Below are 20267 nucleotides of genomic sequence, written 5' to 3' on the forward strand. Positions count from 1 at the left end.
CGTGGCTGTGGAGGGGCGCCTGGGGACCGGGCTGCCGCGGCGCTCCGGGCCGCCGCTCCGCGCCGGGCGCCCGTACCGATTGCGCCACATGGTGCCGTTCCGCTGCGCGGGGGGTATCGGTGCCCGGAAAGCTGGTACTCCGCTCCCGATTGCCCGCCCCGCCGGACCCGCCCGGGCCGACCACTCACGGAGTCTCCATGCCCCAGGACCAGGACATCCGGACCGTACCGAGCGACGAGGAACTGCGCACCCTGGACGCCCACTGGCGGGCCGCCAACTACCTGGCGGCGGGCCAGATCTACCTGCTGGCGAACCCGCTGCTCACCGAACCCCTGAGGCCCGAACACATCAAGCCCAGGCTGCTCGGGCACTGGGGCACCTCGCCCGGGCTCAACCTGGTGTACACGCACCTCAACCGGGTGATCGCGGCCCGCGGACTGGACGCGCTGTGCGTCTGGGGACCGGGACACGGCGGCCCCTCCGTGCTCGCCAACTCCTGGCTGGAAGGCAGCTACAGCGAGACCTACCCGGACGTCGGCCGGGACGCGGCCGGCATGGCACGGCTGTTCCGCCAGTTCTCCTTCCCCGGCGGCGTACCCAGCCACATCGCCCCCGAGGTGCCCGGCTCCATCCACGAGGGCGGCGAGCTCGGATACAGCCTCGCCCACGCCTACGGCGCCGCCCTCGACAACCCCGGCCTGCTGGTCGCCTGTGTGATCGGTGACGGCGAGGCGGAGACCGGTCCGCTCGCCGCGTCCTGGCACTCCAACAAGTTCCTCGACCCGGTGCACGACGGCGCCGTGCTGCCGATCCTGCACCTCAACGGCTACAAGATCGCCAACCCGACCGTCCTGGCCCGCCTGCCCGAACCGGAGCTCGACGCGCTGCTGCGCGGGTACGGCCACGAGCCGATCCACGTCGGCGGCAGCGACCCCGCCGCCGTCCACCGCGCGATGGCGCACGCCCTGGACTCCGCCCTGGACCGCATCGCCGGGATCCAGCACGCCGCCCGGGAGGAGGGCGCCGGCGAACGACCCGCGTGGCCGGTGATCGTGCTGCGCACCCCCAAGGGCTGGACCGGCCCCCGAGAGGTCGACGGCCGGCCCGTCGAGGGCACCTGGCGCTCCCACCAGGTCCCGCTCTCCGGCGTCCGCGACAACCCCGAGCACCTGCGGCAGCTGGAGGCGTGGCTGAAGTCGTACCGGCCCGAGGAGCTGTTCGACGACCAGGGCCGGCCCGTCGCCGACGTGCTCGCCTGTCTCCCCGAGGGGGCCCGGCGCCTCGGCTCCACCCCGCACGCCAACGGCGGACTGCTGACACGCGAACTGCCCATGCCCTCCCTCGACGACTTCGCCGTCCCCGTCGACAAGCCCGGAACCACCCTCCACGAGCCCACCCGGATCCTGGGCGACCTCCTGGAGCGGATCATGCGGGACACCTCGGGCCGGCGGGACTTCCGGCTGGTGGGTCCCGACGAGACCGCCTCCAACCGGCTCCAGGCCGTCTACCACGCCAGCGGCAAGGCCTGGCAGGCCGCCACCCTCGATGTCGACGAACACCTCGACCCGCACGGCCGGGTGATGGAGATCCTCTCCGAACACCTCTGCCAGGGCTGGCTCGAGGGCTACCTCCTCACCGGCCGGCACGGACTGTTCTCCTGCTACGAGGCGTTCGTGCACATCGTCGACTCGATGGTCAACCAGCACATCAAATGGCTGAAGACCTCCCGGGAACTGCCCTGGCGCGCCCCCGTCCCCTCCCTCAACTACCTGCTCACCTCCCACGTGTGGCGCCAGGACCACAACGGCTTCTCGCACCAGGACCCCGGGTTCGTCGACCACGTGCTCAACAAGAGCCCCCACGTCGTACGGGTCTACCTGCCGCCGGACGCCAACACCCTGCTGTCCGTCGCGGACCACGCCCTGCGCAGCCGCGACTACGTCAACGTGATCGTGGCCGGCAAACAGCCCTGCTACGACTGGCTGTCCATGGACGAGGCCCGTGCCCACTGCGCGCGGGGCGCCGGGATCTGGGAGTGGGCGGGCAACGGGAACGGCGGCGAGCCCGACGTCGTCCTGGGCTGCGCGGGCGACGTGCCCACCCAGGAGGTCCTGGCCGCCGCGCAACTGCTGCGCCGTCACCTTCCCGAGCTCGCCGTCCGCGTGGTGAACGTCGTCGACATCGCCCGGCTCATGCCCCACGAGGAGCACCCGCACGGCATGACCGACTTCGAGTACGACGGCCTGTTCACCGCGGACAAACCGGTGATCTTCGCCTACCACGGCTACCCGTGGCTCATCCACCGCCTCGCCTACCGCCGCAACGGCCACCAGAACCTGCACGTGCGCGGCTACAAGGAGTCCGGCACCACGACCACCCCGTTCGACATGGTGGTCCGCAACGACCTCGACCGCTACCGACTGGTCATGGACGTCATCGACCGCGTGCCCGGGCTCGCCGTGCGCGCCGCCCCCGTACGGCAGCGGATGGCCGACGCGCGCAGCCGGCACCACTCCTGGATCCGCGAGCACGGCACCGACCTGCCCGAGGTGGCGGAGTGGAGCTGGAACGCCTGAGCACCGGCCACCGCCAACGTCCTCGGCGGCATCCAGTGGGCGGGTGGCACCACGGCCGTCGTCTCCTACGCCGGCGTCGTCGCCGAGTCCTGGCCGAAGCGCTTCTCCTGGCTCGGCCCGGTGGCGGCGGTACCGGTCGGCGTCACCTCGGGGCTGGTCCTGAGGCGCAGGGCGGGGATGGCCGCGGTGAACACCCCGGAGCCGGCGGTCGCCGGCGACTCGTGAGGGAACGGGGGAACCGCGCCACGGCCACCCGTCGTCCGCGGCCTACGCCCCGTGCTCGTCCCGGTGCGCCTTCGCGAGTTCCGCGTACATCGTGCCGTTCAGCGTGAGCCCTTCCCGCTCCTCGGCGGTCAGCTCCCGCCGGACCTTCGCCGGCACCCCCGCGACCAGCGACCCGGGCGGCACCTCCATGCCCTGCGGCACCAGCGCCTGAGCGGCGACCAGCGACCCCGCGCCGATCACCGCACCGTTCAGCACCGTGGCCCCCATGCCGATCAGACAGTCGTCGCCCACGGTCGCCCCGTGCACCACGGCGTTGTGCCCGATCGACACCCGCTCACCCACGGCGACCGGGAACCCCGGATCGGCGTGCAGCGTGCAGTTGTCCTGCACGTTGCTGCTCGCGCCGACGGAGATGCGCTCCACGTCGCCGCGCAGGACCGCCCCGTACCAGACGCTCGCGCCGGCGTGCACGGTCACGTCCCCGATCACGGACGCCGTGGGCGCCACGAAGGCGCCCGGGTCCACCTGCGGCTCCCTGCCGCCGATGCCGGTGATCAGCGCGCGGTGCGTCATCGCCCTCTCCTCCGCAGACGTCGTGTGCACCACGCACCGTACGCCAGTCCGGTGGGGTGAAGATCACAGGGTCACCGGCCCGTCCGCGCCGTGCCCGCCGACTACGGTGAGCGGGTGCCGAAGCGCAAGAACACGTTCTCGTCCTGGCCGCGCCGCCTCGCTCAGCGCGCCGTCCACGCGGGCTGGGCCTGGGTGCAGCGCACGGGCTCGGTGACGGCCGAGCACCCCGGCCGCTTCCGCTTCGCCGCCATGGGAACCGGTACCAGGCTGGCCTTCCCGCTCGGGACGGTCTTCGGGGAGCCGTGGATCCGCATCGGCGCGCACTGCATCGTCGGCGAGCAGGTCACCCTCACCGCCGGACTGATGCCCGGCCTCGACCTCGGGCCCGAGCCGATCCTGCGCATCGGTGACGGGGTCGTCCTCGGCCGCGGCAGCCATGTCATCGCCGACACGACCGTCACGATCGGCAGCGACTGCTACTTCGGTCCGTACGTCTACATCACCTCCACCAACCACTCCTACGACGATCCGCACGAGCCCATCGGCAAGCAGTGGCCGCGGATGGAGCCGGTGGAGATCGGCCCCGGCTGCTGGATCGGCACCGGCGCGGTGATCCTGCCGGGCGCGCGCGTCGGGCGGAACGTGGTGGTCGCCGCGGGTGCGGTGGTCCGGGGCACGGTGCCCGACCACGCCGTGGTCGCGGGCGCTCCGGCCCGGGTCGTACGGCGCTGGACGCCCACCGACGGCTGGCAGCCGCCGCTGCGCACCCCGGCGCCCGTGCCGATCCCGGAGGACGTCACGCCGGAGCAGTTGCGGGCGCTGTCGCTGCTGGACGAGGAGAGCGTGGCCCGGCTCGCCGAACTCGACGCGGACGCCCCGGCACCGGCGCGGCTCGCGGAGCTGGAACCCGGCAGCTGACCGCTTGCCGTCCGGCCGCCGGCGGCACCTGCCCGGCGTCACGGGAGCCCCGCTCGCCGCCCACGGCCGGCCCGTCGCCCACCACGAGGGCTGACCGGGAACGCCGCGCCGCCATGACGGCGCGACGCCCCGCGGGTGCCTAGGCGAGCCGGGGTATCTCGATGGCCGGGCAGCGGTCCATCACCATCTCCAGGCCCGCCGCGCGGGTGCGCGCGTAGGCCGCCTCGTCGATGACGTCGAGCTGGAACCACACCGCCCGGGCCCCCTTGGCCACCGCCTCGTCGGCGACGGCCCCTGCCAGGTCACCGTTGACGAACACGTCGACGACGTCCACCTCGAAGGGGATGTCCGCGAGGGAGGAGTACCCCGGCTCGCCGTGCACGGTCTCCGCCTTGGGGTGGACCGGCACCACACGCTTGCCGAACCGCTGGAGGACCTGGGCGACGCCGTACGCCGCGCGCTGACGGTTCGACGACAGGCCCACCACCGCCCAGGTGTCGCCGAGCTCGGTGAGAATCTTGCGGACCGTCGCCTCGTCGCCGTACACCCCAGGCCTCCCGGCACTCGTCGAAAGCTGTCGCCCCTCACAACGAAGCGGGACGCACGGTGATTCCCGCCACCCCCTCCCGCTCCGGCGGGGAGGGCGGACCGGGCCGCCCGGCGCGGGATCCCCGCACGGCGCTCCGAAATGCGTGCGAGATGCCTGCGTACGCCCGCTCGCGCGCCTACGCTCACCTCGTGCTGCGTATCACCGACGCCCGAACCGGCGAGTCCGTCGACGCCGCCCCCGCCCGGCGGGGCCTGACCCGGGTCGAGGCCCACACCCGGGGGCTCGACCCGACCAGCCTGCGCGTGCTGCTCGTCGCGGACCTGCTCGTACGCGCCCTGGAACTGGGGGGCACGCCCGTGTGGGCGCTGCTCACCGGCGAGCGGCAGCGGGCGGAACTCCACGCGGCGGGCGCCGCGCTCGGCGTGCGCCCCTTCGAGGACGGCGGGGACGCCGGCACCGGACTGGGTGAGGCACAGGTGCTGCACGTGGTGGAGGAGGGCGGCGAAACCCCCGGCGGAGTGCGCGTCGCGGTGGCGCCCGTGCGCTGGGAGGCTCCCGGCCCGCCGGGCGACACCGACCCCACGGTCCTGCGCCTGACCCTGTTCACGCACTTAGCGGGCACCCCCGTGGCGGTCGACGCGGCCGCCCTGGGCGACGCCCGCGACACCCTCGGCCGCTGGCGCCGCGCGGTCGCCGCCTGGGCGCGCCGGCCCTCCCGCCCCGTTCCCGACACCGTCCGCGCCGACCTGCGCTCCGCGTGGGAGGACGACCTGGACACGGCCGGTGTCCTGCGCGTGCTGCGCGCGGTGGAGCAGGACCCGGACCTGGCGGACGGCGCCCGCTTCGAGACCTACGCCTACGCCGACCGCCTCCTCGGCCTCGACCTCACCCACGACCTGGGATCCCCGGCATGATCGAACGGCCGGGCGCCGGACCGCTGCGCCGACTGGTCGTGCTGCGCCACGCCAAGTCCGCCCGGCCGGAGGGCGTCACCGACCACGAACGCCCCCTCGCCGCGCGCGGCGAGGGCGACGCCCCCGCCGCCGGACGCGCGCTCGCCGACGCCGACTGCCTGCCGGGCCTCGCCCTGTGCTCCACCGCCGTACGCGCCCGGCGGACCTGGGAACTGGCCGCAGCGCAATGGGGCACGCCCCCGCCGGTCCGCCACGACCCCCGCCTCTACCACGGCGAGGCCACCGACCTGCTGGCCGTGATCCACGAGGTCCCGGCCGAGGTCGAGACGCTGCTTCTGGTCGGCCACAACCCGGGCCTCGAGGAACTCGTCCTCACCCTGGCCGGCGACGGCCTGGACGACACCCTGGACCGGGTGGCCGCCAAGTTCCCCACCTCCGCGATCGCCGTACTGTCCTGGCGCGGGGCCGCATGGCGGGACCTCGCGCCGGGCGCTGCCCTCCTGACGTCGCTGACCGTGCCCCGGGGCGGGCGCCGGTAGCCCGCGCGGCGGCGCATAGGCTGGCCGGATGCAGGACGAGTACCGCACCGTCGCCCGCGCGGGCGTGCACGAGACCGAGATCAACCGCTCCCGTTTCCTGTGCGCGCTCGCCCCGGCGGCCACCGAGCAGGAGGCGCGGGACTTCATCGCCGCCGTCCGCGAGGAGCACGCCGACGCCACCCACAACTGTTTCGCCTACGTCATCGGCGCCGACGCCTCCACGCAGAAGGCCGGCGACGACGGCGAACCCGGCGGTACCGCCGGCGTCCCCATGCTGCAGATGCTGCTCCGCCGCGACGTGCGGTACGTCGTCGCCGTCGTCACCCGCTACTACGGCGGCATCAAGCTCGGCGCCGGCGGACTCATCCGCGCCTACGGCGGCGCCGTGGGCGAGGCACTGGACAGCCTCGGCACGATCACCCGGCGCCGCTTCCGGCTCGCGACGGTGACCGTCGACCACCAGCGGGCCGGGAAGGTCCACAACGACCTGCGCGCCACCGGACGCGAGGTGCGCGACGTGCGCTACGGCGAGGAGGTCACGATCGAGATCGGCCTCCCCGACGCCGACGTGCCCGCCTTCCGCGCCTGGCTCGCGGACGCGACCGCGGGGACGGCAGGGTTCGAGCCGGGCGGGGAGGCGTACGGGGACGCGTGACCCCGGGACAGTCCGTTATGTTCTGCACATAACGGGCACGTGTGGACCGGGTCATGACGGAGCGATACGGGAGTAACCGCCCGTGCTGTCCGACCCGGGAGTTACGCTGCGGGAATCATGAGACTCCTGCACACGTCCGACTGGCACCTCGGCCGCTCCTTCCACCGGGTCGGCATGCTCGGGGCCCAGGCCGAGTTCCTCGACCACCTCGTCACCACCGTGCGGGAGCGCGACGTGGACGCGGTGCTCGTGGCGGGAGACGTGTACGACCGCGCCGTGCCGCCGCTCTCCGCGGTCGAGCTGTTCGACGACGCCCTGCACCGGCTCGCCGACCTCGGCGTGCCCACGGTGATGATCTCCGGCAACCACGACTCGGCCCGCCGCCTCGGCGTCGGCGCCGGACTCATGGGGCGGGCGGGCGTCCACCTGCGGACCGAGCCGTCCGCGTGCGGCACGCCCGTGCTGCTGTCCGACGGACACGGGGACGTCGCCGTCTACGGGCTGCCCTACCTCGAACCTGCCCTCGTCCGGGACGAGTTCGCGGTGGAGAAGGCCGGACACGAGACGGTGCTCGCCGCCGCCATGGACCGCGTCCGCGCCGATCTCGCCGGCCGGGACCCCGGCACCCGTTCCGTCGTCCTCGCCCACGCCTTCGTCACCGGCGGCGAACCCAGCGACAGCGAACGGGACATCACCGTCGGCGGGGTCGCCGCCGTACCGGCCGGGGTGTTCGACGGCGTCGACTACGTGGCCCTGGGGCATCTGCACGGCTGCCAGACCCTCACCGACCGCGTCCGCTACTCCGGCTCCCCGCTGCCGTACTCCTTCTCCGAGGCCGCCCACCGCAAGACCATGTGGCTGATCGACCTGGCCGCCGACGGGGCCGTCACCGCCGACCGCGTCGACTGCCCCGTGCCGCGCACGCTGGCCCGGATCCGCGGCACCCTGGAGGACCTGCTCGCCGACCCCGCCCTCGCCCGGCACGAGGACGCGTGGATCGAGGCGACGCTCACCGACCCGGTCCGGCCGGCCGACCCGATGGCGCGCCTCACCGAGCGTTTCCCGCACACCCTCAGCCTCGTCTTCGACCCGGCCCGCGCCGCCGGCGACCCCGACCTCTCCTACGCCCGCCGCCTCGCCGGCCGCGACGACCAGCAGATCGCCGAGGACTTCGTCGCCCACGTACGCGGCACTGGCCCCGACGCGCGCGAACGGGCGGTCCTGCGCGACGCCTTCGACGCGGTCCGCGCGGACGACGCGGTGGGGGAGCCGGCGCGATGAGGCTGCACCGGCTGGACATCACCGCCTTCGGCCCCTTCGGGAGCACCCAGAGCGTCGACTTCGGCGAGCTGTCCGCCGCGGGCCTCTTCCTGCTGCACGGCCCCACCGGCGCCGGCAAGACCTCCGTCCTCGACGCCGTCTGCTACGCCCTGTACGGCTCCGTCCCGGGCGCCCGGCAGAGCGGCCAGGGCATGACGCTGCGCAGCGACCACGCCGCCCCGGGCACGCGTACGCAGGTCACCCTGGAACTCACCGTCGCCGGACGCCACCTGGAGATCACCCGGCAGCCGCCCTGGGAGCGCCCCAAGAAGGGCCGCCGCACGGGCACCACCGTGGACAAGGCCCAGACCTGGCTGCGCGAACGCGACGCGGCCTCGGGGACGTGGAAGGACCTCAGCCGGTCGCACCAGGAGACAGGCGAGGAGATCACCCAGCTCCTCGGCATGAGCCGGGAGCAGTTCTGCCAGGTGGTGCTGCTGCCCCAGGGCGACTTCGCGCGCTTCCTGCGCGCCGACGCCGAGGCGCGCGGCAGACTGCTGGGCCGCCTCTTCGACACCCGCCGCTTCGCCGACGTGGAGAAGCGCCTCGCCGAACGCAGGCGGGCGACCGAGGCCCGGGTGCGCGAGGGCGACGCCGACCTGCTGGCCGACGCCCACCGGATGCAGCAGGCAGCGGGCGGCACCATGGAGCTGCCGGAGCTGACGCCCGGAGAGCCGGGACTGGCGGAGACGGTGCTGACCGCTGCCGCGGTCGCCCGCAGCACCGCCCGCGAACAGCTCGCCGTCGCGCACAGCCGCCTCGCCGCCGCCGAGTCCGCCCTGGCCGGCGCCGACCACGCCCTGGAGAGCTCGCGCGAGCGGGACCGGCTGCAACGCCGGTTCGCCGAGGCGCGGCAGCGGGCGGCGCGGCTGGAGGAGCGATCCGTTGCTCACCGGGAGGACCGCGCCCGCATGGAGCGGGCCCGCAAGGCGGAGACCGTCGGCCCCGCCCTGGAACTGCGCGACGCCGCCGACACCGAGCACCGGCGGGCCGCCCGCGCCGAACTGCACGCGCGTGGCGCGCTCCCGGCGTCCCTCGCGGACGCCGGAGCGGCTGGGCTCGCGGTCGCCGCCCGCCGGGCCGCCGAGGAACTGGGCGGTCTCGAGTCGGCCCGCCGCGCCGAACGGCGCCTGACCGAACTCCACGCCGAGCGCGCCGACCTGGACCGGCAGGAACGCGCCGACGACGACGTCCTCCAGGACGCGGAGACCTGGCTCGCGGGCTGGGAGGAGACCCGCTCCGGTCTCCGGGCCCGCATCGAGTCCGCCCAGCAGGCCGCGACCACCGCACGTGAACTCGCCGTGCGGCGCGACCCCGCCCGGCAGCGTCTCGACGCCGCCCGGACCCGCGACCGACTCACCGACGCCACGGACACCGCCGCGGAAGAGGCCGGCGCCGCCAGGGAGGAGGCCCTCGCCGCCCAGCAGCGCTGGCTCGACCTCAAGGAACAGCGGCTGAACGGCATCGCCGCCGAACTGGCCGCCGGCCTCGCCGACGGCGCTCCCTGCGCCGTCTGCGGTGCCACCGAACATCCCGCGCCCGCCCGCAAGGTCGACGGACACGTCGACCGCGAGACGGAGGAGCGCGCCCTCGACGACTACCGCACCGCGGACGCGCGACGCGCCGAGGCCGAGCAGCGGCACGCCGCCGTACGGGAGGCACTGGCCGCCGCGAGCGCCGAGGCCGGCGACACCGCCACCGAGGAACTCGCCCGCGCCGCCGCGGAACTGGAGCGGCAGTACACCCAGGCACGGGACGCCGCCTCCACACTGCACTCCGCGCAGGAGCAGTTGCAGCATGCCGAGCGGGAACACGGGCTGCGGATCACCGCCCAGCGCGACGCGGCAGTCCGGGCCGCCTCCCGCGTGGGCCACCGCGAGCGCCTGGACCGGGAACGCGCGGCGCTGGAGGAGGAACTGACCCGGGCCCGCGGGGACGCCCCCAGCGTCGCCGCCCGGGCCGCACAGCTGGAACAGCGCGCCGCGCGGCTCACGGAGGCAGCCGACGCCGCCCGCGCCGCCGAGGAGACGGCCCGGCGGCTCAAGGAAGCCGACGCCCGCCTCGCCGACGCCGCCTTCCGCGCCGGCTTCGACACCCCACAGGCCGCCGCCGACGCCCTCCTGGACGACGCGGCCCACCGGGAACTCCAGCGGCGCCTGGACGCCCGGCAGCACGAGGAGGCCACCGTACGGGCCGTCCTCGCCGAACCGGAGACGGCGGCCGCCGCACAGCAGCCGCCCGCGGACCTCGCCACCGCGCAGCGGGAGGCCGAGGACGCCCGCCGCCGGGTGCGGGAGGCCGCCTCCGCGCGGGACGCCGCCGCCCGGCGCTGCGCCGAACTCGACCGGCTCTCCGCAAGGGCCACCGCCTCGGTACGACGGCTGGGGCCGCTGCGCGAGGAGTACGACCGGGTGGCCCGCATGGCCGGACTCGCCGCGGGCACCTCCGCGGACAACGAACGCAAGATGCGCCTGGAGTCGTACGTCCTCGCCGCCCGGCTGGAACAGGTCGCCGCCGCCGCGACCGTGCGGCTGCACCGCATGTCGTCCGGCCGCTACACCCTCGTCCACTCCGACGGCCGCACCGGTCGCGGCCGCAGCGGCCTCGGGCTGCACGTCGTCGACGCCTGGACCGGACGGGAGCGCGACACCGCGACCCTCTCGGGCGGTGAGACGTTCTTCGCCTCCCTGGCCCTCGCGCTCGGTCTCGCGGACGTCGTCACCGACGAGGCGGGCGGGGTCCGGCTGGACACCCTCTTCATCGACGAGGGCTTCGGCAGCCTCGACGACCAGACCCTCGACGAGGTCCTCGACGTCCTGGACTCCCTGCGCGAACGCGACCGCAGCGTCGGCATCGTCAGTCACGTGGGCGACCTGAGGCGACGGATACACGCCCAGTTGGAGGTCGTGAAGGGCCGCTCCGGCTCGCGGCTGCGGCAGCACGGCACCCGCTGAGACCGGCTCACCGGCCCAGCGCGCGGCGCGGCAGCGGCGAGGAGTAGACGACGCTGGTGGTCACCGGGCCGAGCGCGCCGATCCGGCCCGTCACCTCCTCCAGGTGCCGCATCGAGCGGGCGGCGACCTTGATGACGAAACAGTCCTCGCCCGTCACATGGTGCGCCTCCAGGATCTCGGGCATCACGGCGACGAGGTCGTGGAAGGGCTTGTAGTTGCGGGTCGGGTGGCGCAGCCGCACGAAGGCCATGACCGACAGCCCGATCCGTTCCGGGTCCACCACCGCCGCGTAGCCCTGGATGACGCCGGCCTCCTCCATGCGGCGCACCCGCTCGGTGACCGCGCTCGCGGACATCGAGACGGCACGGGCGAGTTCGGCGAAACTGGCCCGTCCGTCCCGTTGGAGGACGTCGAGGATGCGCCAGTCGGTGGCGTCCGGGGAATACACGGTCATTCCCGAGAAGTAGCAGGGGAATCCCGGTGGATCAAGGCGAAGGCCGGGGTTCTCCGCTTCAGGCCCGGAACGCGCGGCCGTAGTTTTCCTCCCATGACCACCACCGTGAACTCCGTCCTGCGCGTCGCCCCCGCCTCCCCGGCAGAGGCCGCCGCCCACTTCCGCGCGAGCCTCGCCTTCCACACCGACGTCTCCGACGTGGCAGCCACCCTCGTGGCCGGCGGCGACCCCGGGTTCGTCCTGGTCGACTCGCGTTCCACCGAGGCATGGGACCAGGGGCACGTGCCCGGCGCGGTGCACCTTCCCACCGGGCTGGTCCCCGAGCGGGCCCCGCAGCTCCTGGATCCGTCCGTACCGGTCGTGGCGTACTGCTGGGGCCCAGGCTGCGACGGCGCCACCCGAGCCGCGCTCGCCCTCGCCGAACTCGGCTACCGGGTCAAGGAGATGCTCGGCGGATTCGAGTACTGGGTGCGCGAGGGCTTCGAGTTCGAGACCCGGCGGGGCCGTGAGCGCCGCGCCCCCGACCCGCTGACCGCGCCCGCGGGCGCCGACGACTGCGGTTGCTGAACCCCGGCCTGAGGTGGAGCAGCCGACCCGATAGGTTGCGCGCATGGTGCGATACGCGGAGCCGGGCACGGTCGAGTGGGTGGAGTCGGGCGGCGGGCCCCTCGTCGCGGTGCCGGAGACGGTGCTGTCGTTCTGGACCGGAGCCGACGGCGAGGAGACCGCCTCGGACTACGACCGGGCCTGCGAGGTGGACGGACCCCTCGGACTGCTCCCGGTCGGCGACGCCACGGCCCTGGTCCTCGGTGACGAGCCCGCCGCCACCGCCTTCCTCCCCGAGCACGGCACCCTCGTCCGCTGGATCGCCGGACACTCGGAGGCGGAGCTCCTCGGACAGGTCCCGCAGGCGCTGCACGCCGCGCCGTGGGAGCCCGAGGTGCGGTGGAAGGTGCCGGGCACGGTCCTGCTGTTCGATGCCGCCTGGCCCGGCCCGCACTGCACGGCCACCGACCACGTCCGCCTCCCCCTCGCCCCCGGCCGTTACGCGGTCCGCGCCGCACACGTGCAGCCCGGCCCCGAGACCTGGCTGGCCCTCGTACAGCTCCGGCCACTTCCCTGACCGGTCACGGGGAGGCGGGGAAATCGGAGTGCGCCCACCCCGCGCGCACTCCATGATGGGCGGTCATGCCGAAGTTTCCTCACCCCGCCCCCGAAACCCTGCGCCGTGACCTCCTGCCCCTGCGCGGCCGGACCGCACTGGTCACCGGGGCCAGCCGGCGCGGCGGCATCGGACACGCCGTCGCCCGGCGGCTCGCCGCCTACGGAGCCGGTGTCTACCTGCACCATCACGTGCCGCACGACGCCGCCATGCCCTGGGGCGCCGACCGGATCGAGGAGGTGACCGCCTCGGTGCGCGAGGCTCTCGGTGACCCCGACGCCCCGGTGCTCGCCGGTCCCGGCGACCTGACCGACCCCGCGGCCCCTGCCGCACTGCACGCCCGCGCCGCCGCGGCGCTCGGCGGACGGCTCGACATCCTCGTCGCCAACCACGCCCTCAGCGGATCCGACGGCGACCTCGACACCGTCGACGCCGCGATGCTCGACGCGCACTGGGCCGTCGACACCCGCTCGGTGCTGCTGCTCGTCCAGGCCCACGCCCGCCACCGTGCCGCCCTGCCGCCCCGGACCCCGGGCGGGCGCGTGGTGATGATGACCTCCGGGCAGGACATCGCCGGCGGTATGCCGGACGAGATCGCCTACGCCCTCCAGAAGGGCGCGCTCGCCTCCGTCACGCGCTCCCTGGCGACCGCCCTCGCCGCACACGCGGTCACCGTGAACACCGTCAACCCCGGCCCCGTGGACACCGACTACCTGAGCGGCGACACCTACGACGCCATCGCCGCGGGCTTCCCCGCCGGACGCTGGGGCATGCCCGACGACCCGGCCCGCCTCATCGCGTGGCTCGCCACGGACGAGGCGGACTGGATCACCGGTCAGGTCATCGACTCGGAGGGCGGCTTCCGGCGCTGACCCGGGCGCCGGGCCGGCTCACAGCGCCGACAGCTCGTCCACCAGGTCGTCCAGGCCCAGCGACCCCTGCGACAGCGCGGCCATGTGCCAGGCCTTGAGGTCGAAGGCGTCGCCGTGCCGCTCGCGGGCCCTCTCCCGGCCCAGCAGCCACGCCCGCTCACCGAGCTTGTAGCCGATCGCCTGGCCCGGGATCGTCAGGTAGCGCGTCAGCTCGCTCTCCACGAAGTCCGCCGGGCGGCTGCTGTGCGCCCCGAAGAACTCCTCAGCGAGCTCCGGCGTCCAGCGCTCACCCGGGTGGAACGGCGAATCCGCCGGGATCTCCAGCTCCAGGTGCATGCCGATGTCGACGATGACCCGGGTCGCCCGCATCATCTGCGCGTCCAGGTATCCCAGCCGCTCCTCCGCGTCCGCGAGGAAGCCCAGCTCGTCCATCAGCCGTTCCGCGTACAGCGCCCAGCCCTCCGCGTTGGCACTGACCCCGCCCACCGAGGCCTGGTAGCGGGAGAGGTTCTCCGCCACGTGCACCCACTGCGCCAACTGGAGGTGATGCCCGGGGACACCCTCGTGGTACCAGGTGGACACCAGGTCGTAGACCGGGAAGCGGGTCAGCCCCATGGTGGGCAGCCAGGTGCAGCCGGGCCGGGAGAAGTCCTCCGACGGGGGCGTGTAGTACGGTGCCGCGGCACTGCCCGCCGGTGCGATCCGCGACTCCACCTTCCGTACGCGCTCCGCGAGGTCGAAGTGCGTGCCGTCGAGGGCCTCGATCGCCCGGTCCATCACGCCCTGAAGCCACTCGCGGACCTCGTCCACGCCCTCGATGTGCCGCCCGTGCTCGTCCAGGTGCGCCAGCGCCGCCCACGGCGTCGCGGCGCCGGGCAGGACCTTCTCGGCCTCCTTCCTCATCTCGCCCAGCAGCCGGTGGTACTCCGACCAGCCGTACGCGTACGCCTCGTCCAGGTCGAGGTCGGTGCCGTTGTAGTAGCGGGACCAGCGGGCGTAGCGTTCCCGTCCCACGGCGTTCGGCGCGCCCTCGATCGCCGGCGCGTACACGTCGCGCACCCAGTCCCGCAGCTCCACCACGGCCGCGGTCGCCGCGCGGGCGCCCTCGTCCAGCTCCGCGCGCAGGGCGTCGGGCCCGGCCGCGGCGAAGTCCTCGAACCAGCCGCGGCCCTCGCCCGTGTCCGCCCACTCGGTGAGCTGGCCGACGAACGACCGCGTGGGGCGCGGAGAGGCGTACAGCTTGCGCTCCAGGCCCAGGGACAGGGACTCCCGGTAGCCCGCCAGCGCGGCCGGTACCGCCCGCAGCCGCTCGGCGATCGCGGCCCAGTCCTCCTCCGACTCCGCCGGCGTCACCGTGAACACCTCGCGCACCGACTGCGCGACCGTGCCCAGGTTGCCGACCGAGCGCAGCCCCTCGCCGGCCTCGTGCACGGCCAGTTCGGCGGTCAGCCGCTCGCGCAGCAGACGGGCGCAGCGGCGCTCGATGTCGCTGTCCGCGCCCGGCAGCCGCTCGGCCTCGTCGAGCCGCGCGAGAGTGGCCCGGCCGAGCTCGGCGAGCGCCTCCTGCCCGGCGGGCGAGAGGTCGGGCAGCCGGGAGGAACTCTCCCTCACCCCCAGGAACGTTCCGGTGATCGGGTCGAGGGCGATGAGCTCGTCGACGTAGGCGTCGGCGACCTGACGGGGGAGGGCGCTGTTGGTCTGTGACATGCGGACCATCCTGGTACGCGGCCCGCCGCGCGTCACCCCGATTGTGCCGAGGGCGAAGGAGGCAGCATCGGCCCGCAGTCCCACCGCTGGAAGATCAGCCGGGTCTCCACCCGGGCCACCTCGCGCTGCGAGGTGAACTCGTCGAGCACCAGCCGCTGCAGATCCGCCATGTCCGCCACCGCCACATGCACCAGGTAGTCGTCGGGACCGGTCAGGTGGAACACGGTCAGCGACTCCGGCAGCGCCCTGATCCGCTCCACGAACGGACCCACCAGTTCCCGCCGGTGCGGCCTGACCTGCACCGAGAGCAGTGCCTGCAAGCCCCGGCCCAGTTTGGCCGGGTCCAGTTCCAGCCGGTGCCCGAGGATCACGCCGGAGCGGCGCAGACGGGTCACCCGGTCCAGACAGGTCGACGGCGCGACCCCGACCTGCGCGGCGAGGTCCCGGTACGTCGTCCGGGCGTCGTTCTGCAGCAGCCGCAGCAGATGGAGGTCCACCGGATCCAGTACGACACTTTCCGCCACCTGCCGAACGTAACACGGGGAACCATCCCCTGAGCCCGTCCGGTGTTCACCCTCCCGGTATGGACATGGGTATGGACACGCGACGCACCACCAGAGCACTCGCCACCGAGGCCGTGCACGCCGGCCGGGACGACCTCGCCGGACTCGGACTGCACGCCCCGCCGATCGACCTGTCCACCACCTACCCCTCGTACGACAGCAGGGCCGAGGCCGCCCGCATCGACGCCTTCGCCACCACCGGCGCCGAACCGGACGGCCCGCCCGTCTACGGGCGGCTCGGCAACCCGACCGTCGCCCGCTTCGAGACCGCGCTGGCCCGCCTGGAGGGCACCGAGTCGGCGGTCGCGTTCGCCAGCGGCATGGCCGCGCTCAGCGCCGCCCTGCTGGTCCGCGGCTCGATGGGGCTGCGCCACGTCGTCGCCGTACGTCCGCTGTACGGGTGCAGCGACCACCTGCTGACCGCCGGACTGCTCGGCTCCGAGGTGACCTGGACCGACCCGGCCGGGGTCGCCGACGCGCTGCGCCCGGACACCGGCCTGGTACTGGTGGAATCCCCGGCCAACCCCACGCTCGCCGAGATCGACCTGCGGGCCGTCGCCCACGCCTGCGGCTCCGTGCCGCTGCTCGTCGACAACACCTTCGCCACTCCGGTCCTCCAGCGCCCGGCCGAGCACGGGGCGCGCCTGGTGCTGCACAGCGCCACCAAGTACCTCGGCGGCCACGGGGACGTCCTGGCGGGCGTGGTGGCCTGCGACGAGGAGTTCGCGGGGCAGCTGCGCCAGGTGCGGTTCGCCACCGGCGGTGTCCTGCATCCCCTGGCCGGCTACCTGCTGCTGCGGGGCCTGTCGACCCTGCCGGTGCGGGTGCGGGCCGCCTCCGCGAACGCCGCCGAGCTCGCCGCCCGGCTCGCCGCCGACCCGCGGGTGAGCCGGGTGCACTACCCGCGCATCGGCGGGGCGATGGTCTCCTTCGAGGTGAACGGCGACCCGCACGAGGTGATCGCGGGTGTACGGCTCATCACCCCGGCGGTGAGCCTCGGCAGCGTGGACTCCCTCATCCAGCACCCGGCGTCCATCAGCCACCGCATCGTCGACGCCGACGACCGCAGGGACGCCGGGGTCAGCGACCGGCTGCTGCGGCTCTCGGTCGGCCTGGAGGACGTCGAGGACCTGTGGGCCGACCTGGACGCGGCCCTGGGGGAGAGGGCTGTGACGCCGGCCCGCCCGGCGGTTCTGGCACAGGGCTGAGACGTGCCACGCCCGCGCCGGCCCGGCGGCTTCCGCCGGGCCGGCGCCCTGGCCGCGCGGTGGCCGAGGCGTCGTGAGGCCGCGGGCATGCGTCGGCCACCCCCTAGGAGCGGCCGATCCGCTCGCCTGACTCCCGTGCGCGGTGCGCCGGTACGGCGTCCAGGCGGGCGGTGATCACCAGGGTGCCCTCCTCGATCTGGTAGTCGAGCGGCAGACCCAGGCCGCGCATCGCGGCGACCATGCCGGTGTTGGACGCCTGCGTCACGGCGTACACCTGGGCACAGCCCGCCTCGGCCGCCATCGACACCAGCCGCGTGAGGAGTTCCGCGCCGATGCCGCGGCGCTGCCACGCGTCCTCCACGAGCAGCGCGACCTCGGTCTCGTCCCCGTCCCACAGCAGATGACCGAGGGCGACGATCCGGCCCGAGGCGGTCTGTGCGGCGAGGGTCCGCCCGAAGCGGGGACTGAGCAGGTGGTTCAGGTAGCGGTCCGCGTCACCGACCGGCCCGTGGTAGCGCCGGCGCAGGGTCTCGGGGGAGCACCGCTCGTGCATCGCGAGCGCGGCGGACAGGTCGCGGGTGTCCGCCCGGCGCACGGAGACGTCGCCGCCCTCCGGCAGCGTGAGCAGGTCGTGGCCGCGCGGGATCCGCGGGCCGAGCCGGGCGTCCAGCTCGACCAGTGCCCGGGCCCGGGCGAACTCGGTGGGAGTGAACGGCAGATGCGGCCGCTCCACGGTCAGCACCCCGCCCTCGGGGTCCCGCAGCCGGATCACGGTGTCCTCCAGGGAGCCGTCCACCGGTACGGTCGTCTCCGCCGCCCGGCCGGAGACGGACACCGCGGGCTGGGAGCGGATCGTGCACCGACCGAGCAACTGGCGCAGCGCCAGCGGAAGTTCGGCGGCGTCCGTCGCGGTGCGGGCGGCCAGCCCCAGCACCCGGGTCGGGGCGTCCACCAGGTCGTGGGCGTCGGCCCGCTCGGTCCACGTGGCGGTGCCCCCGGCGAGCGACACCGCGGCGGCCAGGTCGGTCCCCGCCGGCGCCCGCAGCAGGAACTCGTCCACGGTGTGTTCGCCCAGCGGATGCGTCTGCAGGCTCAGGATGTCCACCCGCCGCTCGGCCAGCGCCGTGCACAGCGCGGCCAGGGCGCCCGGTTCGTCCTTCACCGTCGTCCGCATCCGCCACAGCACGCTCTCCACGCCCCCGCCCCCGCCCCCGGCGGAGGGCGGCGGGGCGTCGCCGGTATCGTGCGCCGGCGGGGCGTGGCCGTGGCGGCGTACCCGCCACGCGTGGAACGCCGCCGTGCACCGCGCGGCGAGTCCGGCCGGGTTCCGGTGGCCGTGCGCGGGGCCGCCGTCGGGGGTGTTCGTCACGTCAGACATGTCTCGACTCATACAGCCACTGTGAAGGAATCGTGTTTCGTGATCACGAACGCACTGTGACTGATGGGTAAAGGCGCGTTTCTGTCCAGTTTGCCGCGTTACTGACCGACCAGGCCCGGCCGCAGCGTCTTCGTGAACAGTACGGTGCCGTCCTGCTCCCGCAGCCGCACCGTCAACGCGCCGCTGTCGCCGTCGATGTCGACCTCGCCGAAGAACTGGTACCCGCCGGCCGGGGAGACGTTGGAGACGCTCGGCGCCTTCACCCACACCCGCTCCGGACCGAACGTGCCGTCCAGCGCGCTCGCCGGGAAGGCGCCGGCGTTCAGCGGTCCCGAGACGAACTCCCAGAACGGCTCGAAGTCACCGAACGCGGCCCGCTCGGGCCGGTAGTGCTGCGCCGAGGTGTGGTGCACGTCCGCCGTCAGCCACACGGTGCCGGTGATCCGCCGGTGCTTGACGAACCGCAGCAGCTCCGCGATCTGCAGCTCCCGGCCCAGCGGCGCTCCCGGATCGCCCTGGGCCACCGCCTCCACGTGCTGCCGGCCCTCGGTGGTGTCCGGTACGACCAGGCCGATCGGCATGTCGGCGGCGATCACCTTCCACACCGCCCGCGACCGCGCCAGTTCCCGCTTGAGCCAGTCCAGTTGCTCCCGTCCGAGGATGCCCTGCGGGTCCACGGTCCGGTCACCGGGGGAGTTGGCGTTCCGGTACGTCCGCATGTCCAGTACGAACACGTCGAGCAGCGGTCCCTGCCGCAGCACCCGGTACATGCGGCCCTCGCGGTCACCCGCCCGCGGCGCCGACATCGGGAAGTACTCGCCGAACGCACGCCGCGCGCGGGCCGCCAGGACGTCGACGCTCTTCTCCGTGTAGCGGGTGTCGGTGTCCGCGATCCGCTGGCCGGGGTACCAGTTGTTGCGCACCTCGTGGTCGTCCCACTGCACGATCGACGGCACCCGGGCGTTGAACCGGCGCAGGTTCTCGTCGAGCAGGTTGTAGCGGAAGTTCCCCCGGAACTCGGCCAGTGTCTCGGCGACCTTGGCCTTCTCCTCGGTGGTGACGTTCCGCCAGACGCCGCCGTCGGGGAGGGCGGCGCTCGCCGCGATGGGCCCGTCGGCGTACACGGTGTCGCCGCTGAACAGGAAGAAGTCCGGGTCCAGCCGCGCCATCGCGTCGAAGATGCGGTAGCCGCCGAGGTCGGGGTTGATGCCCCAGCCCTGCCCGGCCAGATCGCCCGACCACAGGAACCGCACCCCGTCGCGCCGCCGGGCCGGCGCCGTGCGGAAGGCGCCGGTGACCGGCTCGCCGCCGCGGCGCGGGTCGTCGGGGTCGGCCAGCAGCACCCGGTAGTGGATCTGTTCGCCCGGCGGCAGTCCGCGCAGCAGGGTCGTACCGGTGAAGTCGGTGCCCGGGCCGAGCAGCGGGCCGCGCCACCTGCGCGGGCGCCGGAACGACTCGGTCGCCGAGGTCTCGACGATCATCCGGGCCGGACGGTCCGACCGCACCCACACCAGCCCCGAGTCCTGGGTCACGTCGCCCGACTGGACGCCCCAGAGGGCTTCCGGGCGTCCGGAGCGGGCGAAGGCGGGCGCCGAGCCGAGCGCGGTGGGCAGCGCCAGGGCGGCCGAGGCCGCGAGCGAGCCGCGCAGTACGGCGCGACGGCCTGGGAACGGACGGTGTGACATGGCTGTGCCTCCCG

General features: G+C 74.3%; 18 protein-coding genes and 1 pseudogene. 12 read left to right on the forward strand and 7 right to left on the reverse strand.

The genetic code is table 11. The features are described 5' to 3' along the window. Positions 1 to 197: 197 nt before the first annotated feature. Entirely contained in the window at positions 198 to 2576 is a 2379-nt protein-coding gene (locus ACZ6A9_RS17615) for a phosphoketolase family protein (RefSeq protein ID WP_468985963.1), read from the forward strand. 12 nt (positions 2577 to 2588) lie between these two features. Continuing rightward, positions 2589 to 2801 (forward strand): annotated as a pseudogene (locus ACZ6A9_RS17620) (DedA family protein); the annotation flags it as partial. Positions 2802 to 2843: 42 nt separating this feature from the next. Here ACZ6A9_RS17620 and ACZ6A9_RS17625 read toward each other — a convergent pair. Beyond that, positions 2844 to 3374 carry a gamma carbonic anhydrase family protein gene (locus ACZ6A9_RS17625; protein WP_468985966.1) on the reverse strand — a complete coding sequence of 177 codons (531 nt, stop codon included), beginning with the start codon at positions 3372 to 3374 and terminating at the stop codon, positions 2844 to 2846. A 114-nt stretch (positions 3375 to 3488) separates the two neighbouring features. On the opposite strand from ACZ6A9_RS17625, the gene ACZ6A9_RS17630 reads away from it, so the two are divergent. Next, positions 3489 to 4292, forward strand: coding sequence for an acyltransferase (locus tag ACZ6A9_RS17630; RefSeq protein ID WP_468985970.1), 804 nt, complete (start codon positions 3489 to 3491; stop codon positions 4290 to 4292). A gap of 139 nt (positions 4293 to 4431) precedes the next feature. On the opposite strand, the gene ACZ6A9_RS17635 is transcribed toward ACZ6A9_RS17630, so the two are convergent. Next, positions 4432 to 4839 carry a CoA-binding protein gene (locus tag ACZ6A9_RS17635; RefSeq protein ID WP_468985972.1) on the reverse strand — a complete coding sequence of 136 codons (408 nt, stop codon included), beginning with the start codon at positions 4837 to 4839 and terminating at the stop codon, positions 4432 to 4434. Between the two features lie 152 nt (positions 4840 to 4991). Between ACZ6A9_RS17635 and ACZ6A9_RS17640 the strand changes: the two genes are divergently transcribed. From ACZ6A9_RS17640 to ACZ6A9_RS17660, 5 genes are all read left to right on the forward strand, one after another. Continuing rightward, entirely contained in the window at positions 4992 to 5756 is a 765-nt protein-coding gene (locus tag ACZ6A9_RS17640; RefSeq protein ID WP_468985975.1) for a hypothetical protein, read from the forward strand. Continuing rightward, positions 5753 to 6295: a SixA phosphatase family protein gene (locus ACZ6A9_RS17645; RefSeq protein WP_468985978.1), complete on the forward strand. Its 543-nt coding sequence runs from the start codon at positions 5753 to 5755 to the stop codon at positions 6293 to 6295. The genes ACZ6A9_RS17640 and ACZ6A9_RS17645 overlap by 4 nt, the downstream gene beginning before the upstream one ends. 28 nt (positions 6296 to 6323) lie before the next feature. Beyond that, positions 6324 to 6950 (forward strand): YigZ family protein, encoded by a 627-nt coding sequence (locus ACZ6A9_RS17650; protein WP_468985981.1) that lies wholly within the window; start codon positions 6324 to 6326, stop codon positions 6948 to 6950. A 117-nt stretch (positions 6951 to 7067) separates the two neighbouring features. After that, entirely contained in the window at positions 7068 to 8231 is a 1164-nt protein-coding gene (locus ACZ6A9_RS17655) for an exonuclease SbcCD subunit D (RefSeq protein ID WP_468985983.1), read from the forward strand. Then, on the forward strand, positions 8228 to 11224 hold the full coding sequence (locus tag ACZ6A9_RS17660) for an AAA family ATPase (protein WP_468985986.1): 2997 nt from the start codon (positions 8228 to 8230) through the stop codon (positions 11222 to 11224). Before ACZ6A9_RS17655 ends, ACZ6A9_RS17660 begins: the two co-directional genes overlap by 4 nt. Before the next feature lie 7 nt (positions 11225 to 11231). Here the strand turns inward: ACZ6A9_RS17660 and ACZ6A9_RS17665 are convergent, their stop codons facing one another. Then, a complete protein-coding gene (locus ACZ6A9_RS17665) occupies positions 11232 to 11678 on the reverse strand; it encodes an Lrp/AsnC family transcriptional regulator (RefSeq protein ID WP_468985989.1) in 447 nt (148 codons plus the stop codon). A 93-nt stretch (positions 11679 to 11771) separates the two neighbouring features. Between ACZ6A9_RS17665 and ACZ6A9_RS17670 the strand changes: the two genes are divergently transcribed. The 3 genes from ACZ6A9_RS17670 to ACZ6A9_RS17680 all read left to right on the forward strand — a co-directional run bounded on the left by ACZ6A9_RS17670 (position 11772) and on the right by ACZ6A9_RS17680 (position 13712). Further along, a complete protein-coding gene (locus ACZ6A9_RS17670) occupies positions 11772 to 12245 on the forward strand; it encodes a rhodanese-like domain-containing protein (RefSeq protein WP_468985993.1) in 474 nt (157 codons plus the stop codon). 43 nt (positions 12246 to 12288) lie between these two features. After that, positions 12289 to 12801 (forward strand): immunity 21 family protein, encoded by a 513-nt coding sequence (locus ACZ6A9_RS17675; protein ID WP_468985996.1) that lies wholly within the window; start codon positions 12289 to 12291, stop codon positions 12799 to 12801. Between the two features lie 65 nt (positions 12802 to 12866). Continuing rightward, on the forward strand, positions 12867 to 13712 hold the full coding sequence (locus ACZ6A9_RS17680) for an SDR family oxidoreductase (protein WP_468986000.1): 846 nt from the start codon (positions 12867 to 12869) through the stop codon (positions 13710 to 13712). A gap of 18 nt (positions 13713 to 13730) precedes the next feature. Here ACZ6A9_RS17680 and ACZ6A9_RS17685 read toward each other — a convergent pair whose 3' ends face one another. Both ACZ6A9_RS17685 and ACZ6A9_RS17690 read right to left on the reverse strand, forming a co-directional pair. Beyond that, positions 13731 to 15419, reverse strand: coding sequence for a DUF885 domain-containing protein (locus ACZ6A9_RS17685; protein ID WP_468986004.1), 1689 nt, complete (start codon positions 15417 to 15419; stop codon positions 13731 to 13733). Between the two features lie 32 nt (positions 15420 to 15451). Next, entirely contained in the window at positions 15452 to 15943 is a 492-nt protein-coding gene (locus ACZ6A9_RS17690; protein ID WP_189559028.1) for an Lrp/AsnC family transcriptional regulator, read from the reverse strand. Between the two features lie 71 nt (positions 15944 to 16014). Between ACZ6A9_RS17690 and ACZ6A9_RS17695 the strand changes: the two genes are divergently transcribed. Beyond that, positions 16015 to 17190 (forward strand): trans-sulfuration enzyme family protein, encoded by a 1176-nt coding sequence (locus ACZ6A9_RS17695; RefSeq protein WP_468986007.1) that lies wholly within the window; start codon positions 16015 to 16017, stop codon positions 17188 to 17190. Positions 17191 to 17293: 103 nt separating this feature from the next. Here ACZ6A9_RS17695 and ACZ6A9_RS17700 read toward each other — a convergent pair whose 3' ends face one another. Both ACZ6A9_RS17700 and ACZ6A9_RS17705 read right to left on the reverse strand, forming a co-directional pair. Continuing rightward, a complete protein-coding gene (locus tag ACZ6A9_RS17700; protein ID WP_468986010.1) occupies positions 17294 to 18568 on the reverse strand; it encodes a GNAT family N-acetyltransferase in 1275 nt (424 codons plus the stop codon). Between the two features lie 98 nt (positions 18569 to 18666). Next, the gene (locus ACZ6A9_RS17705; protein ID WP_468986013.1) at positions 18667 to 20253 is read right to left on the reverse strand and encodes an alkaline phosphatase D family protein; all 1587 of its coding nucleotides are present in this window, start codon (positions 20251 to 20253) and stop codon (positions 18667 to 18669) included. Positions 20254 to 20267 lie beyond the last annotated feature (14 nt).

The organism is Streptomyces sp. NPDC041124 (genome assembly GCF_055592385.1).